General features: G+C 50.4%; 15 protein-coding genes and 1 other annotated feature (1 of these 16 only partly in view). Of the genes, 5 read left to right on the top strand and 10 right to left on the bottom strand.

From position 1 onward, the window contains the following. Positions 1-206 (bottom strand) — a binding site (T-box leader) (it extends 34 nt beyond the left edge of the window). Positions 207-297: 91 nt separating this feature from the next. Continuing rightward, positions 298-456, bottom strand: coding sequence for a hypothetical protein (locus AC3WTF_RS08030; protein ID WP_007613883.1), 159 nt, complete (start codon positions 454-456; stop codon positions 298-300). A 151-nt stretch (positions 457-607) separates the two neighbouring features. Between AC3WTF_RS08030 and AC3WTF_RS08035 the strand changes: the two genes are divergently transcribed. The 3 genes from AC3WTF_RS08035 to AC3WTF_RS08045 all read left to right on the top strand — a co-directional run bounded on the left by AC3WTF_RS08035 (position 608) and on the right by AC3WTF_RS08045 (position 4,537). Further along, entirely contained in the window at positions 608-1,465 is an 858-nt protein-coding gene (locus AC3WTF_RS08035; protein ID WP_047936221.1) for a MurR/RpiR family transcriptional regulator, read from the top strand. A 172-nt stretch (positions 1,466-1,637) separates the two neighbouring features. Beyond that, on the top strand, positions 1,638-3,182 hold the full coding sequence (gene gntK, locus AC3WTF_RS08040) for a gluconokinase (RefSeq protein ID WP_007407372.1): 1,545 nt from the start codon (positions 1,638-1,640) through the stop codon (positions 3,180-3,182). A gap of 26 nt (positions 3,183-3,208) precedes the next feature. Continuing rightward, a complete protein-coding gene (locus tag AC3WTF_RS08045) occupies positions 3,209-4,537 on the top strand; it encodes a GntP family permease (protein WP_007407373.1) in 1,329 nt (442 codons plus the stop codon). An 89-nt stretch (positions 4,538-4,626) separates the two neighbouring features. Here the strand turns inward: AC3WTF_RS08045 and AC3WTF_RS08050 are convergent, their stop codons facing one another. The 6 genes from AC3WTF_RS08050 to lutR form a co-directional block, all read right to left on the bottom strand. Then, positions 4,627-4,914: a transposase gene (locus tag AC3WTF_RS08050; RefSeq protein ID WP_326244808.1), complete on the bottom strand. Its 288-nt coding sequence runs from the start codon at positions 4,912-4,914 to the stop codon at positions 4,627-4,629. A gap of 58 nt (positions 4,915-4,972) precedes the next feature. After that, entirely contained in the window at positions 4,973-5,695 is a 723-nt protein-coding gene (locus AC3WTF_RS08055; RefSeq protein ID WP_015240625.1) for a LutC/YkgG family protein, read from the bottom strand. Further along, entirely contained in the window at positions 5,695-7,125 is a 1,431-nt protein-coding gene (locus AC3WTF_RS08060) for a LutB/LldF family L-lactate oxidation iron-sulfur protein (RefSeq protein ID WP_007407375.1), read from the bottom strand. Before AC3WTF_RS08060 ends, AC3WTF_RS08055 begins: the two co-directional genes overlap by 1 nt. 27 nt (positions 7,126-7,152) lie before the next feature. Then, entirely contained in the window at positions 7,153-7,869 is a 717-nt protein-coding gene (locus AC3WTF_RS08065; protein WP_007613889.1) for a (Fe-S)-binding protein, read from the bottom strand. Positions 7,870-8,050: 181 nt separating this feature from the next. Beyond that, positions 8,051-9,241, bottom strand: coding sequence for an aminotransferase-like domain-containing protein (locus tag AC3WTF_RS08070; RefSeq protein WP_047936222.1), 1,191 nt, complete (start codon positions 9,239-9,241; stop codon positions 8,051-8,053). Positions 9,242-9,271: 30 nt separating this feature from the next. Further along, entirely contained in the window at positions 9,272-9,991 is a 720-nt protein-coding gene (gene lutR, locus AC3WTF_RS08075; RefSeq protein WP_007407377.1) for an L-lactate utilization/bacilysin biosynthesis transcriptional regulator LutR, read from the bottom strand. A 205-nt stretch (positions 9,992-10,196) separates the two neighbouring features. Here lutR and lutP point away from each other — a divergent pair, with 205 nt between their 5' ends. Continuing rightward, complete coding sequence (gene lutP / locus AC3WTF_RS08080; RefSeq protein WP_007407378.1) at positions 10,197-11,873, top strand: L-lactate permease LutP; 1,677 nt, start codon at positions 10,197-10,199, stop codon at positions 11,871-11,873. Positions 11,874-11,910: 37 nt separating this feature from the next. Here lutP and rpoN read toward each other — a convergent pair whose 3' ends face one another. After that, positions 11,911-13,221: an RNA polymerase factor sigma-54 gene (gene rpoN, locus AC3WTF_RS08085; RefSeq protein WP_015240629.1), complete on the bottom strand. Its 1,311-nt coding sequence runs from the start codon at positions 13,219-13,221 to the stop codon at positions 11,911-11,913. A gap of 77 nt (positions 13,222-13,298) precedes the next feature. Between rpoN and yvfG the strand changes: the two genes are divergently transcribed. After that, entirely contained in the window at positions 13,299-13,517 is a 219-nt protein-coding gene (gene yvfG, locus AC3WTF_RS08090; RefSeq protein WP_003151570.1) for a protein YvfG, read from the top strand. Positions 13,518-13,530: 13 nt separating this feature from the next. Here yvfG and AC3WTF_RS08095 read toward each other — a convergent pair whose 3' ends face one another. Together AC3WTF_RS08095 and AC3WTF_RS08100 are read right to left on the bottom strand one after the other, a co-directional pair. Further along, on the bottom strand, positions 13,531-14,496 hold the full coding sequence (locus AC3WTF_RS08095; RefSeq protein ID WP_094032510.1) for a polysaccharide pyruvyl transferase family protein: 966 nt from the start codon (positions 14,494-14,496) through the stop codon (positions 13,531-13,533). Continuing rightward, entirely contained in the window at positions 14,475-15,647 is a 1,173-nt protein-coding gene (locus AC3WTF_RS08100; protein WP_053104525.1) for a DegT/DnrJ/EryC1/StrS family aminotransferase, read from the bottom strand. The genes AC3WTF_RS08095 and AC3WTF_RS08100 overlap by 22 nt, the downstream gene beginning before the upstream one ends. Between the last annotated feature and the right edge of the window lie 2 nt (positions 15,648-15,649).

The following is a 15,649-nucleotide window of genomic DNA, read 5'->3' on the forward strand; positions in this document are numbered from 1 at the left end:
CACTCTTGTTGATCCCGAATATCCGGAATCCAGCTTAAAAACCTTTTAACGAAGGTCAGCCGTTAGGACATAGGGAATATTCCGATAATTCCGTTCCGCCCTGCCACTTCCGGGCGAGTTCAAAGAACAATCAGTCCGCGTTGCACCAACCCGCGGCTCTCTTTTTCTGACTGGATTCTTTTACTGCTCCCGTTCACAGTGTTTTATGTTAAATGAATCTCTTGAGTTTTTATTTTCTGAATATAGTAACATAATATACAGTCTTCTATTTTCAAAGTCAATACTAATTTTTGCCGTCTATTGTCCTTCCCGGTCATTCGAAAGTCTCAGCTGAAATCCGGACACAAGGCTTTGCTTTCCGGGCGCCGCGCTTTCCGCTTTCACCTTTGTGTTTGCGTATAAAAACAGCGCAAGCGCAATGCCGAATGATATGACGAGAATCCATGCTTTTTTCATCCAGATGCCTCCTCACTTTCTATCATCGGCGGCTTTTTCTCTTTTTTTATACGCCAAATTGAAAAAACAATTTTAAAATTCTGTTTTCCTTATATTGAAACTTGCTTTATCATAAAAGTATGCGTTTACATTCGAGTAGGGAGGTTATAGCATGACCCCTGTGAATTCAAGCAGCATCGGGAAGATTCAGGCGGCCAGCAAAGGTTTGTCGCCAAAATTGAGAGCGATTGCAGACCATATCGTGAAGGAACCGAAAGACGTGGTTCACCTTTCCATCATTCAGCTGGCGGAAAAAACGAAAAGCTCTGAAGCGACGATTTTCAGGCTGTGCAAACGGCTCGGTTTTTCCGGCTATCAGGATTTAAAAATCGCGCTTGCTCAGGAGATCGTTCAGGAGCCGGTGCAGCACATTCATGAAGAAATGAGCCCCGACGACGATATCGAAGTCATCATCCAGAAAGTTTTCCGCACAAACATTTCCGGTCTGACCGATACCTTTCATTTATTAGATCCGGCCGACGTTGAAAAAGCGGTAGAAATGATCCACCGCGCAGACAGAATCGAATTTTACGGAAACGGCGGTTCCGGGCTGATCGCCATAGACGCGTATCATAAATTTATGCGTACGGGTATAAATTGCATCGCGCACACGGATTCTCACTTTCAGGCGATGTCAGCGGGTCTTCTCGGTCCCGAAAGCGCAGTCATCGGCATTTCTCATTCGGGAAGCAACAAGGACGTGCTCGACGCGGTGAAAACGGCCAAATCGCTCGGCGCCGGCACGATCGGCATTACAAGCTACCAAAAGTCGCCGCTCACCCAGATTTCCGACGTGGTGCTGTATACGTCAACAAGGGAGACGGCTTTCAGAACGGAAGCAATGTCCGCAAGGCTTGCCCAGCTGTCGGTCATTGATACCCTGTATTTCGCCACGGCCCGGCTGCGGCAGGAGAAAACGCTCGCCAACTTGCAGCAAATCAGAAAAATGATCGCGCACAAACGTTTGTAATATTTATTTTTCAAAAGAGAGAATGCCGATACAGCGGGAATTGAGGCAATTTTATGAAAAAAATTTTCTTCTTCATCGTTGATTTATAAAAAAATTATTCCTATAATTGACTTTGTAAGGGCATACATTATCAATCTATCTTATTATTCAATCAGATTAGGCGGGATATATTATGAAGGAAACCCAAGCTGTTATCGGTCTGGATATCGGCACGACCAGTACGAAAGCCGTTCTGTTCGGACCAAGAGGCAAAGTGTTAGCCAAGCATTCGGTTCACTATGATTTAATACAGCCAAAGCCGGCATGGGCCGAGCAGGATCCTGAGCACATTCTGGAAGCTGTTATCGGAAGCATCAGGGGCGCCGTCACAAAGGCCGGACTGAGCCCTGACAATCTGCTTGCAATCGGCATCAGCACCGCCATGCACTCATTGATAGCTGTCGATCAAAACGGCGGCCTGCTGACCAAAAGCATCATTTGGGCGGACAACCGCAGCGCCGAGCAATCAAAACGTATTTTAAAAGAGATGAACGGTTTTGATATTTATAAAAGAACGGGTACGCCGATTCACCCGATGTCTCCGCTTTCCAAAATTGTGTGGATGAAAGAACAGGACAAGGAGACATTCGCGAAAACCGCCAAATTCATCAGTATTAAAGAATATATTCTGCACGAGTTTTTCGGAACTTATGTCGTCGATTATTCGATCGCTTCGGCAACGGGGCTGTTCCGTTTAGATACGCTTTCCTGGGATGAAGAAGCGCTCCGGATTGCCGGAATCCGGGAAGATCAGCTGTCGGACATCGTGCCGACCACTCATCAGCTGCGCGGCCTTGCGCCGGAAATCGCTGCACGGATGGGCATTCATGCGGATACACCGTTTATTATCGGCGCAAATGACGGCGTGCTCGCCAACCTTGGAGTCGGCGCGATCGGCAAAGGCGAAGTGGCCGTTACGATCGGAACAAGCGGAGCCGTGCGTTCGGTGACGGATGCGCCGATTACGGATGAAAAAGCGCGGACATTCTGTTACGCGCTGACTGACAAGCATTGGGTCATCGGAGGCCCGACGAATAACGGAGGCATTATGCTGCGCTGGCTTCGAGACGAATTCGCTTCTCCGGAAGTCGAAACGGCGAAGCGGCTCGGCATTGATCCGTATGATTTAATGATTGATATCGCTGATAAAGTGCCCGCAGGCTCTGAGGGATTGCTGTTTCTGCCGTTTTTATCAGGGGAGCGCGCGCCGTTTTGGAATCCGAATGCCCGCGGAACGTTTTTCGGCATCAGCCTCCGCCATAAACGGGAGCATTTTATCAGAGCGGTGCTGGAAGGCGTCATCATGAGCGTCTTTTCAATCGGTGTCGCACTGAGAGATTTGGCGGGCCCCGCAAAAGACGTGCGGGCTTCGGGAGGATTTGCGAGATCGCCGCTGTGGAGGCAGATTTTGTCCGATACGATGGGACGGGAAGTCCTCGTTCCGGAAAGTTACGAAGCCTCGGCGCTCGGAGCGGCCGTTCTCGCTTTGCACAGCCTTGGCGAAATGGAACGGATCGAGGATGTTCAGGACTGGATCAGAATTTCTCACCGCCATGAACCGAACGTCAAAAACAGCGAAACATATATTGAGCTGTTTTACTTATACGAGCGGCTGTATGACAAGCTCAAAGATGAATTTGACGTCATCAGTGAATTTCAGCTCAAACAAAGCCGTTAATTCTTCTTTGAAAGGGTGAAAAGGTCATGTTACTGTTTATTGTCATTGCCGCTATTATCGTTTTACTCTTATTGATTACGGTCGCTAAATTAAATCCGTTTATCAGTCTTTTGATTACATCCATCCTTGTCGGTTTCGCAACAGGCATGAATCTGCCGGACATTATCGCTTCGATGAAAACCGGACTCGGCAATACGCTGTCGCTGCTTGCGATCGTGCTGGCCCTCGGTACGATGCTCGGAAAAATGATGGCTGAATCAGGCGGTGCGGAGCGTATTGCCCACACCCTGATCGGCCGATTCGGCAAAAAGAAAGTACATTGGGCGATGATGGCCGTCGCTTTTATCGTCGGCATCCCGGTCTTTTTCCAGGTCGGCTTCGTCCTGCTCGTGCCGCTTTTGTTTACGATTGCGATTGAAACCGGGGTTTCATTAGTGACGATCGGGATTCCGCTCCTTGCGGGACTTTCCGTCGTGCACGGATTGGTTCCGCCCCACCCGGCGGCGATGGCGGCTGTCGGCATTTATCACGCCAATGTCGGAAAAACGATTTTGTTTTCTTTAATCGTTGGGATTCCGACTGCCATCATCGCGGGGCCGCTTTACGGAAAATGGATTGGTAAGCGCATTCATAAACCCGTTCCCGAACTGTTGAAAAAACAATTTATTGAACGGAATGAAAAACGCAAGCTTCCGGGATTCGCAAATACATTGTTTACGATATTGGTACCGGTGATCCTGATGCTTATGGCAACGCTTGCCGAAATTGCGCTTCCGGAAAAAAGCACGCTCTATGAAACTTTTAAATTTATCGGCGACCCTGTCACGGCGCTTTTGATCGCCACGGTTTACTCCTTTTTCAGCCTTGGTTTTTATCAGGGCTTTGACAGAGAAAGCATTTTAAAATTCAGCAATGACTGTCTGGGACCGATTGCTTCCATTCTGCTTGTGATCGGAGCCGGCGGCGCTTTTAACAACGTCCTGATTGATTCAGGCGTCGGCACGTATATCGCTGACATGGCGAAGCATTCAAGCTTCTCTCCCGTTCTTTTAAGCTGGACGATCGCGGCGGTCATCCGTGTCGCCACGGGTTCAGCGACTGTCGCCATGATGACGGCGGCCGGCATTGTTGCACCGATTGCATCTGTCATGCCGGGCGTCAGCAGTGAGCTTCTCGTATTGGCAACGGGAGCGGGCTCTTTGATTCTGTCACATGTCAATGACTCCGGTTTCTGGCTCATTAAAGAGTATTTCGGAATGACGGTAAAAGAAACGTTCCTGACATGGACGGCGATGGAAACGATTATTTCTGTCAGTGCGATCTGTTTTATCATGATCATTAACGCGTTTATATAAAAACAAACCCCGGCCGAATGAAGTGAGCCCTGTCAAGTAGACAGTGTTAAAAAGACACGAAGCAGCCTGAGTCCTGTATTGATATGGGCTCAGGTTGTTTCACTTCTTTTGGAACCGTTGATGGTTGAAAAAAAGAATATATTTACATACTGCTTCTTGAACTGCTTCAGCTGTTTTGACCCTTTCATCCCCTCTGTCTGAAAGTAGTTAACCCATATCCTTACTTGGTTTTTATCAATGTTCATTTCTCTGGTGATTGTCTGATAACCCATCCCATCATTTAGGTGAAGATCAACAACTTTTTTCTTAAAGTGAATATCATAAGTTTTACGTGTTTTCCCTATAAAAAATCCCCTCCATTGCAGACAGATCAGTATGCTTTCTTTTTTCTGTCTGCTATGAGGGGATCATATCAGAAAACCGGGGTTTGTTTTTTTATCGGTCATTCACAAGGATATAAGCGGCTTTAACGGGTCCGTGGACGCCGACAACCAAATCCATTTCGATATCGGCCGAGTTGCTCGGTCCAGTAATATAGTTAATGCAGGAAGGAACGGTGACGCCGTCTCTGATCTGCTGTTTCAGTATATCGCTGGCCTGTGTCATTCTCGGCACAATGGAAGATTTCGGGATGATTGCGATATAGGTGGTCGGAAGCAGGCTGACAGAACGGCCGGCATGCTCTGACGCATACAAAACAACGGTGGCTGATTCCGCAAGCGTGATCTCGCTGAATGTGATGCCCACATTCGCTTGTTCCGCTTTTTCAATATTTTTCGCTCCTTGTTCCGCGTCCCATTCCCAAACGGGAATCCCTTCATCCGGCCACTCTTCTGTCATAAGGGTCTGCAAGCCGTACGTTTCAAAGCGGCTGTCCTTCGGAATGATGACAGGCCCTCCTTCAAAGCGGTTCACCTGCGTGCGCAAAGCGTCGTAAAGCCCGGCTGCATCCGTTTCGATCAGTTCGGTATGAATGTTGACGCAGTGGTCTTTCAGCATCGTGACAAGATCGTCTTCCGTACAGCCCGCATGCGTTTGATATTGAGGCTGATACTTCCATTCAGGCAGGGACACGCCTGATTTCCTGCGCTCTCTGCCCAGACGTTCGGCGATCCGGTTTAAAAAGGATTCCTGATGTGTAACCGTCCCTTTCATCATCATTCTTCCCCCTTTTGTTTTTCCCGGTCTTTAAACCAATCTCTGAATCTCGATTTATGCGGCGCCGGGAAGTCCCGTATTGCCGTCCATTCTTTTAACGGCCCCGGCCCTTTTGATATTTTGTCATCTTCCGTAAACGGCGTCATGGCGGCAGGCGCCCATTTCGATCCCATTTTATAAAGGGACGGGGATGACGAGCCGAGCCCGAAGGCTTTCATCGCCAGTTTTTCGCTGATCGGCGCTTTGCCCTCTTTTTCCACGATGTTCTGCCGATGCTTGAGCAGCAGCTCGTGCAGCGGAATTTTAACGGGACATGCTTCCGTACAGGCCGCGCATAAGGAAGATGCGTACGGGAGCTCCTTGTATTCGTCATATCCGCCGAGAAGAGGCGATAAGACGGCGCCGATCGGACCCGAATAGATGGACCCGTACGAGTGTCCGCCGACATGCCGGTACACGGGACAGACGTTGATGCAGGCGGCGCAGCGGATACATTGCAGCACTGATTGAAATTCCGTGCCGAGTATGCGGGAACGCCCGTTGTCCACAACCACGAGGTGGAATTCCTCAGGCCCGTCCGCTTCTCCTTGCTGCCGGGGACCCGTCAGCGCCGTAATGTAACTTGTAAGCCGCTGGCCGACCGCGCTTCTCGTCAGCATGCTGACAAGCACTTCAAACTCAGAAAATGACGGAACGATCCGCTCCATTCCCATCACGGTGATCTGCGTCTTCGGCAGCGCGGACACAAGGCGGCCGTTTCCTTCGTTCGTCACGAGACTGACCGATCCGGTATCCGCGATCGCAAAGTTGCAGCCTGTAATGCCGACATCCGCTTCGAGAAATTTTTTCCGGAGAACGCTGCGCGCGTGCATGACGAGCTCTTCCGGTTTTTCCGTCTGTTTGTATTCGAGTCTCTCTTTAAACACGTCACGGATCTGCTCTTTGTTTTTATGAAGAGCGGGAGCAACGATATGTGACGGCGGATCGTGATCGTCAATCTGGAGAATGTATTCGCCGAGATCCGTTTCTGTGACTTCACAGCCCTCTTCCTCAAGCACTTCGTTCATATTGATTTCTTCTGTCACCATGGATTTGGATTTCACGATTTTTTTGGCGTTTTTCTGCCGGATGACATCGCGGATATAGGAGGACGCTTCTTCCGCCGTTTCGGCGAAAAAGACGTGTCCGCCTCTGTTGGCGACATTTTCGGCGAGCTGTTCCAAATAGAAATCAAGATTGTCCAGCACATGCTGTCTGATTTCTTCCGCATGTGAACGCCAATCCTCCCAGTTTCCCAATTCTTCGGCCGCCTGCAGCCTTCTTGTCCTGAGCCGTTCCTGCGCTCCGGAGACGGCTCCTCTCATAAACTCATTATCTATTCCTTCTGATACCCGCTCTTTAAAAGCGGCGGTACCGATTTTCATCGCCATGATTTTCCCCCCTTGTTGTTTCTCGTGTTATCTGCTGTTCAGCACTTCGGCGATGTGCATGACTCTGACGTTTTTATCCTTACGGTCAAGACGCCCGCCGATATTCATCAGACAGCCGCAATCCGCCCCGATCAGCACTTCGGCCTCCGTGTCTTCCACGCAGGCGACCTTCTCATCCACCATTTGTTCAGAGATTTGAGCCATTTTCACAGAAAATGTTCCTCCGAATCCGCAGCATTGGTGCTTTCCGGGAAGCGCGGTCAGCTCGAGCCCCTTGACATGGCGCAAAAGCTTCATCGGCTCCTCCGACACGCCGAGCAGCCTCGTCATGTGGCACGATGTATGGACTGTCGCTTTTTTATGCAGCACCGCCCCGACATCCTCCACCCCGAGAACGTTGACGATAAAATCTGTTAACTCATATGTTTTGTCCGCAAGCTGCTGCGCTTTTGCCGCCCACTTCGGATCGTCCTGAAACAGATGCGGATATTCACGGAACATCGTCGTACAGGAACCTGACGGACTGACGACGTACTCCGCTTCTTCAAATGCGGCAATCATCCGCTTCATCGCTTTTTTCGCATCCGTCACATACCCGCTGTTGTATGCGGGCTGCCCGCAGCAAATCTGCCCCTCGGGAAAATCCACCTCACACCCGAGCCGTTCCAGCACCTCAACCGTCGCCTTTCCGACATTGGTCTGGAACATATCCACAAGGCACGTGACAAATAATGAGACTTTCATGATGAACCCCTCTTTCATCCTCAATATGTGATCCGGTCATCTGATGACCTGTTTTTAGGAAAGCTCTATGAATATCCTACACTATTCTGAATATGGATTGGAAGGTTTTTCTGAAAAATCCTTTCGTCCGATGCGCTGAAGGGGACAAAAAAAGAGAAGCCCGAAAGCTCCTCAAGCTGCTCTACATCCCGTTTTCCAGCAGACGTCCCAGTTTTTGCACACCCTCTTTTATCGCGGCTTTACCGGCATAACTGAACGACAGGCGAAGATATTCCGCACCGTCTTCCTGATGCAGAAAAAAATATTTACCGGGGACATAGGAAACGCCGTGAGATAGAGCCCGCGCCAGCAGTGCGGACGTATCCGCCCCCGGCGCTTTCACCCATACAAAATAACCGCCTTCCGGCACGTGCCAGGATGCGGATTCCGGGAGATATCGCGCTGATGCGGCGAGCAAAACGTCACGTTTGCTTCGATATGCTTCCCGCAAGGCGGCGAGCCGTTCTTCCACATTCGTTTGTTCCAGATAGACGGCGGTCACCGCTTGGGAAAACGGGTGGCCTAAGTCTTTTTTTAACCAAGACAATGCCGTGATGAATGCGGCGTCCCCTGCAATCCAGCCGATTCTCATACCCGGGGCGATGATTTTTGATAATGAACCGGCGTACAGCACCCGGCCGTTTTGATCCATGGCTTTCAAGGGCGGCGGAATATCGGTGAATCCGAGCTCGCCGTATGCATCATCCTCCAAGATGAGAAAATCATACGTTTCGGCAAGCTGAAGCAGGCGGGTTCTCCGCTTCGCTGACATTACGGTTCCCGCAGGATTCTGAAAAGCGGGTATCGTGTAGAGAAGACGGGGAAGCAGAAGCCCTTTTCGTTTTCTTTCCTCAAGCATGAACGCTAATGTTTCTGTTTGCAGGCCCTCTTGATCTGTCGGAATGCTCATGATATGCGGTGTGTAATTTTTAAACATCTCGAGCGCTTCCATATAAGCCGGAGCTTCAACGGCAGCGGCGGTTTGTTCATCGAGGAAAACCCGTGCAGCCAGATCTATCGCCTGACAGGCGCCTGACGTCACGAGCAGCTCATCGTCCCGACAGTGAATGCCGCGGATGGCTAACCGTTCTTGAATCTGCTTTTTTAAAACGGCCGTCCTCGGGCTTCCCATATAATGCAGCGGCAGATCGCGCTCCTCATCCAGAAGGCGGGCGGCGGCTTCTTTCAGCTCCTTGTCAGGAACGAGAGCGGGATCGGGATAGCCGGAATGCAGGGGGATGCACGCTTTCGGAACTGCCGGCATCCATTCCCCGGGAGGATCGTTTGTCAGAGCTTTCTTTACATGGTCGGAAAAAAAAGATTCGGCCTGCATGTGATGTTATCCCCTTTCACAAGTCAGCTTCTATACATTTTCTTCAAAATAAGCCCCCAGCACGTCTTCCACATTCGTCAGGTGCGCCGTCATCGCGGCTTCCGCTTCATCCGCGTCTTTGGCGGCGACGGCGCTGTAAATGCGTTCATGCTCTTCATACAATCGCTGCACGCTCGTTCGTTTAGAAAACAGCCAAATTTTTCTCGTTTCTCTCATCGTTTCCAAAAGGAGCGCGGAGACATGATTCATGAGATGCTTGAGCAGCCCGTTTTGTGATGCTTCTGCCAGCGCCATGTGAAAGGAGAAATCCGCTTTTTCGCCCAATTCTTCGTCTCCGTCAATGTCTTTCATCTCCAGGAGAGCTTGGCGGATTTTTTGTAAATCGTCTTCGGTGCGTTTTTCAGCGGCCATGGCGGCGACGCCGAGTTCAAGCAGCTTTCTGACTTCGAGCAGCTGTTTGACGTCCTCTTTTTTCATCAAAAGGGCGGAAGAAAGCGGCTGGGAAACATGAGACGGCTCAAATTCTCTTATGTATGTGCCTTCTCCCTGCTTCATGTCGACGAGCCCCATCGCTTTCAAAGCCGACAGCGCTTCTCTGACCGCCGAGCGGCTGACCTGAAAACTCTCAGAAAGCGCCTGAACGGAATCAAGCTTTTCACCCGGCTTAAGCTCGCCCGCTTTTATCTTCTCCAGCAATGCGTCAGCGACTTCCTCGTAGATTTTTTTCGTTTTAATTTGTTTATATTTCAACGCGATCACCCCGTCACTTGTGAATCTTGATGTTTATCGTCTATTATACTTCTTTTTTTGTATTGCCGACAGGTTCAGACAATTTGTTCAAGAAAAGTATTGTACTTTCAAAACTTTCAAAATATAATGCTAATTAACCCGGTCATCAGATGACCTTATCATAAAAAGTAATCGCTTACATGACATAAGGAGGGGTTTTTTAGGGATGCAATGGACACAGGGGTACGCTCCTTTAGGGGGAAATTTGCTTTTATCGGCAGCTTGCGCGCTCGTGCCGATTATCTTCTTTTTTTGGGCGCTTGCGGTGAAACGGATGAAGGGGTACATAGCGGGGCTTTTAACGTTAGCCGTTTCACTTTTAATCGCTGTATTTGTTTACGGCATGCCGGCTGAAAAAGCGGTGATGTCCGCTTCTCAGGGAGCGGTGTACGGGCTGCTTCCGATCGGCTGGATTATCGTCACATCGGTCTTTCTGTATAAAATCACCGTGAAAACGGGGCAGTTTGAGATTATCCGGAGTTCGGTGCTGTCAATTACAGATGACCGGCGTTTGCAGGCGCTGCTCATCGCCTTTTCATTCGGGGCGTTTTTAGAAGGCGCCGCCGGTTTCGGCGCTCCCGTCGCGATCTCGGCCGCTTTACTCGTCGGACTTGGTTTTCAGCCGCTGTATGCGGCGGGAATTTGCCTGATTGCCAATACGGCGCCCGTTGCCTTCGGCGCGATCGGCATTCCGATTACCGCCGTCGAAGGTCCGACCGGGATACCGGCAATGGAAATTTCTCAAATGGTCGGCCGGCAGCTTCCGTTTTTATCCGTCTTTATTCCGCTGTACTTAATCATTTTGATGAGCGGGTTTAAAAAGGCTTTTGAGGTATGGCCGGCCATTCTTGTTTCCGGCGTCTCCTTTGCGGCCGTGCAGTACGCAAGCTCGAATTTTTTAGGGCCTGAGCTTCCGGATGTGCTGTCGGCGCTTGTTTCCATGGCCGCGCTCGCTCTGTTTTTAAAGTTTTGGAAACCGAAAACGGCCTTTCGTTTCGCGGCAGAACGGGAATCAGCAGCGGCCGCTGACCGGGCGCCGATCAAGTACGGGGGCGCCGCGGTGTTTAAAGCGTGGTCTCCTTTCCTTCTTCTGACAGCCATGATATCCGTTTGGGGGATTCCCGGCGTGAAGGCTGCCTTAACCGGTCATTACGAAGGAACGTCAATGTGGCTTTCCTGGCTGAATGCAGCCGGGCGTGCATTGACCTTCACGCCTCCCGTCCCATTTGTAAATCAGCAGATTCTTCAGGCGGACGGCACGCCGATTGAAGCCGTGTACAAACTTGAGCTTTTCGGTTCAGCGGGGACGGCGATTCTGATTGCCGCCGTCATCTCCAAGTTCGCCCTCGGCATGTCGTGGAAGACATGGGGCGAAGCGTTTATAGAAACGGTGAAAGAATTAACGCTTCCGGTCGTCACCATTGTTTCTGTTGTCGGCTTTGCTTATGTGACGAATGCTTCCGGCATGAGCACGACACTCGGTCTTGCGCTTGCCATGACGGGCGCGATGTTTACCTTTTTTTCGCCGGTGCTCGGCTGGCTCGGCGTATTTATTACCGGCTCTGATACGTCGGCCAATCTGTTGTTCGGCGGATTGCAAAAGGTGACGGCGCTCTCTGTCGGGATGGACCCGGTTCTCTCCGTTGCCGCCAATTCATCGGGCGGTGTCACCGGAAAAATGATTTCTCCGCAATCCATTGCGGTTGCCTGTGCCGCTGTCGGTCTGGCGGGCAAGGAAGCCGACCTTTTCCGCTTTACGATTAAGCACAGTCTGTTTTTGCTTCTGCTCGTCTGTCTCATTACATTTTTACAGCATCATCTGTTTTCATGGATGATCCCGTAACACGGAGAACCTCCCCGGGGTTTGGCTCGGGGAGGTTTCAGCTGTACCGTTTTCTCGCCGATGACGGCGGAATATTTAATTGGTCACGGTACTTGGCGACGGTGCGCCTTGAGATTCGGATGTCATATTGTTCATGCAGCAGATCGGCAAGCTTTTGGTCTGAAAAAGGTTTCTTTTTATCTTCTTTACCGACCAATGCCTCCAGATGCGCTTTTACGGCATAATTGGAGGCGCCGCCGTCCCCCGACGATTCAGCTTTCGCCGAGAAAAATGTTTTCATTTCATACAGTCCGTACGGCGTCTGAACGTACTTCCCTTTGATGGCCCGGCTGATCGTTGATTCGTGGAGCTCCAGCGTTTCCGCCACCTCTCTTAAGGTCAGCGGCTGCATTCCGCTTTTTCCTGTGAGAAAAAAGGATTCCTGCCGTTCAGTCAGGACGCCGATAATTCTCGTGATCGTTTGTTTTCTTTGCGACAAAGCCCGGTTCAGCCAGCGCCATTCCTGATATTTTGCCGACAGATAATTTTTCGTGTCACGGCACCCGGCAGCTGACAAGAGCGGCTGATAATGGGTATGAAGCTGGATGTCAGGAAACGAACGGCTGTTGAGCCGCGCTTGAATGATGCCGTTTTTCACTGTGATGAAAATATCCGGTTCCACGTAAAAACCCGGCTCCTCATGCGCATAACGGAGCCCCGGCCTCGGATCAAGGGCGCTGATCATGTCAGCGATGTCCTGAATGTCTTTAAGCGGAATGCCCGTTTTTAGTGTAAGCGCTTTCCAGTTCTTTCTTGCAAATAGCTCAAAATAGGCGTCGGCAATCCATTCCGCCTGTTCGTTCCGCTCGGGAAGACGGCGGAGCTGAAGAAGGATGCATTCCTGCAAAGACCTGGCGCCGATTCCCGCGGGCTCAAGGGATTGAAGCTTTTTCAGAACCGCTTCCGTCTCCTCTTGTGAAGCGGATACATGGTCGGCAGCAGCTGGTATGTCCTCTTTTAAATATCCGTTTGAGTCCAATGAATGTATCAGATAATTGAAAATCTTTTTCTCATCATCGGACAGCTTCATGTCTAAGGCTTGCTGTTTGAGCGAATCCTGCAGTGTTTTGCGGGTAAGTCTGATCTGCTGGCTTCCGTCCCGTTCTTTCATCCTGTTTTTACTTGTTTTATGGTAAGATAGTGGCGGCGTGTCTGTTTCCTTTCGTTCAATCAGAGGGTTTTCCAGTGAGAGCTCATCAATATATCCGGCCAGTTCCGCGGAATTGTATCCGAGTAATGTGATAGCCTGTTTAAGCTCTTGCGTTAATTGAGGCTTTAACATTTGTGTTTGCTGAAGTTTGATATCCATCATGCTCACTCCCCTTTTTTCATTGTACATGATTGGTTTCATACCGTATATACTTATTAAAAGGAGTTGCTTTATAGATGTCAGAACTTTTTTCTGTTCCTTATTTTATTGAAAACTTTACACAGCACATTGAAATGAATCCGAATGAAGACCGAATTCATGCGATGAACAGCTATTACCGTTCCGTCGTTTCAACCCTTGTTCAGGATCAGCTGACGAAAAACTCGGTTGTGCTCAAAAGAATTCAGCATTTGGATGAGGCGTACAACAAAGTAAAACGCGGAGAAACAAAATAAACCTTCCGCTCATTCAAAGCGGAAGGTTTTCCTTCGTGCCGGCGGTTTCCCCGATCAGACGGACATCCGGCGCTTCGTGCATCCAGGTGTAATAATAGTTGGCGTTTTTCCCGTATGAATTATCAATGACGGTATTCGGTTTCCCGAGAAGCGAGGACAGAATGTGGCCGTGAAGCCTTGACGTTTCCACCGATTCGTACCTGCTGAAAAACAGGACCGATTTCTTCGTTAAGAAATCGGAATAGCGTTTCCAAAACCGCGCAATCGGCAGCGGGTTTCCCGCTTTTTTATTCAAAACATTCAGCGTTTGGAAAAAAGCGATTCCCCTGCGGTCGCTTGCTGACAGCACATCCTGCCAGTCGCAGCTTTTAACGGAAGAATTGTTTTGCAGCTTCGGATTGATTTCCCCATCCGTGCGGATAAAATGAAGCCTGCCGCGTGACGGAGCCGCTGACGCCGCCATCGGATACAGCTGATGGGCCATGTCAGGCATAAGCCCGATATGATTCGCCGAAAAAAAGCGTTTCGCAGTCTCGTATGACACATGATCTCTCGTAAACAGGTGGAGATCCTTGTGCTCCGCAAAAAGCGCCGCTGTCTTCTCAAGCCGTGTCTCATCCTGATAATAGATGGATTGCGGCAGGATGACGATCCTGTTTTCCGGAAAGGATTTGACGATTTTTTCCCTGAACGTCTGATAGTACGGATAGAGATCCCCGAAATTTCCGCCACCCTGACAGACGATGATCGTCTTTTTGTCCGCCCGGCGCCCGAATGGAAAATTGTCGGGATTCCAGCGCTGTCTGACGCGGATGCCGTGCGCTTTAAAAAACGCCTCCGTCCCTTTCATAATCAATAAATCCCCTACATTTCCGTAGAGGGGATAGTCGGCATAAATGATGTCAGATTGCGGCGGTATAACGCTGAGCAGACCCGTCAGCGTCTCTTTTAATCGGCTCATAACATGGCGGCTGTCCATGTTTTCTCCCCTTTCGTTTCAAACAGTCGCGCAAGTGCGTCAATGACACGCTGCTGCTCCTCAGAAGACAAGTCAGACCCGGACGGCAGACAGATGCCCCGGCTGAAAAGGTTCTCAGAGACACGCTCATGTTCGCTGTGAGGATAAAAGACGGAAGATGAGAAAAGCGGCTGCGTATGCAGCGGTTTCCACAGCGGCCGGGCCTCAATGTTCTGTTCTGCAAGACAGGCGACGGCTTCTTCCGGCGTCACGCCGTTATCAAGCGTCAGAGCCGTCAGCCAGCGGTTTGAAACCGTTCCTTCAAGCTCCGGCATCATGCGGATGCCCGGATACGTTTCCAGCGCTTCCCGATACCTGTGAAAGATTTCTCTCCTCGCCCGAACGCGATCTTCGAGCACTTCCAGCTGCGATATCCCCACGCCCGCGAGAATGTTGCTGAGCCTGTAGTTATACCCGAGCTCGCTGTGCTGGTAATGAACGGCGGCATCTCTCGCCTGGGACGCAAGAAACCTCGCTTTTTCAATCGCGGCTTCATCGTCAGACACGAGCATGCCGCCTCCCGATGTTGTAATGATTTTGTTGCCGTTAAAGGAATAAATGCCGAAACGGCCGAACGTGCCGCTCTGCCTGCCTTTATATGTTGATCCTAAGGACTCGGCAGCGTCTTCAATCAGACAGACGCCGTATGCGTCACAAAGGCTCATTAATTCATCCATTTTCGCGCTTTGGCCGTAAAGATTGACGGCGATCACCGCTTTCGGGAGTCTGCCGCGCCGCTTTGCATCCCGCAGCGCCCGCTCCAGCGCATCGGGCGACATATTCCACGTCTCCCATTCCGAATCAATAAAAACGGGTTCAGCCTGCTCATACACAATCGGATTCGCCGTGGCGACAAACGTAAAGGAAGGACAAAATACAACGTCTCCTTTTTTCACACCCGCAAGCCGCAGGGCAAGATGGATGGCGGCCGTCCCCGAGCTTACGGCCGCCGCGCTTTTCACTCCCGCATATTCCGCGAGCCGCGCTTCAAACGAATTGACGAGCGGACCGAGCGGGGCAATCCAATTGGAACGGAAGGCTTCTGCGATGTATTCCTGTTCTTTTCCGCTCATATGAGGCGGAGACAAATAAATCCGTTTGTTTGTTTGCATGA

It is taken from the genome of Bacillus sp. EB106-06-01-XG163 (genome assembly GCF_058791615.1).

Bases quoted from the DNA above. Each gene is read 5' to 3' on its own strand.
- AC3WTF_RS08070 (WP_047936222.1), bottom strand. From the start codon at position 9,241: ATGCAGGCCGAATCTTTTTTTTCCGACCATGTAAAGAAAGCTCTGACA.
- AC3WTF_RS08060 (WP_007407375.1), bottom strand. From the start codon at position 7,125: ATGGCGATGAAAATCGGTACCGCCGCTTTTAAAGAGCGGGTATCAGAA.
- lutP (WP_007407378.1), top strand. From the start codon at position 10,197: ATGCAATGGACACAGGGGTACGCTCCTTTAGGGGGAAATTTGCTTTTA.
- AC3WTF_RS08100 (WP_053104525.1), bottom strand. From the start codon at position 15,647: ATGCAAACAAACAAACGGATTTATTTGTCTCCGCCTCATATGAGCGGA.
- AC3WTF_RS08095 (WP_094032510.1), bottom strand. From the start codon at position 14,496: ATGGACAGCCGCCATGTTATGAGCCGATTAAAAGAGACGCTGACGGGT.
- AC3WTF_RS08065 (WP_007613889.1), bottom strand. From the start codon at position 7,869: ATGAAAGTCTCATTATTTGTCACGTGCCTTGTGGATATGTTCCAGACC.
- AC3WTF_RS08055 (WP_015240625.1), bottom strand. From the start codon at position 5,695: ATGATGAAAGGGACGGTTACACATCAGGAATCCTTTTTAAACCGGATC.
- gntK (WP_007407372.1), top strand. From the start codon at position 1,638: ATGAAGGAAACCCAAGCTGTTATCGGTCTGGATATCGGCACGACCAGT.
- AC3WTF_RS08045 (WP_007407373.1), top strand. From the start codon at position 3,209: ATGTTACTGTTTATTGTCATTGCCGCTATTATCGTTTTACTCTTATTG.
- AC3WTF_RS08030 (WP_007613883.1), bottom strand. From the start codon at position 456: ATGAAAAAAGCATGGATTCTCGTCATATCATTCGGCATTGCGCTTGCG.
- rpoN (WP_015240629.1), bottom strand. From the start codon at position 13,221: ATGGATATCAAACTTCAGCAAACACAAATGTTAAAGCCTCAATTAACG.
- AC3WTF_RS08035 (WP_047936221.1), top strand. From the start codon at position 608: ATGACCCCTGTGAATTCAAGCAGCATCGGGAAGATTCAGGCGGCCAGC.
- yvfG (WP_003151570.1), top strand. From the start codon at position 13,299: ATGTCAGAACTTTTTTCTGTTCCTTATTTTATTGAAAACTTTACACAG.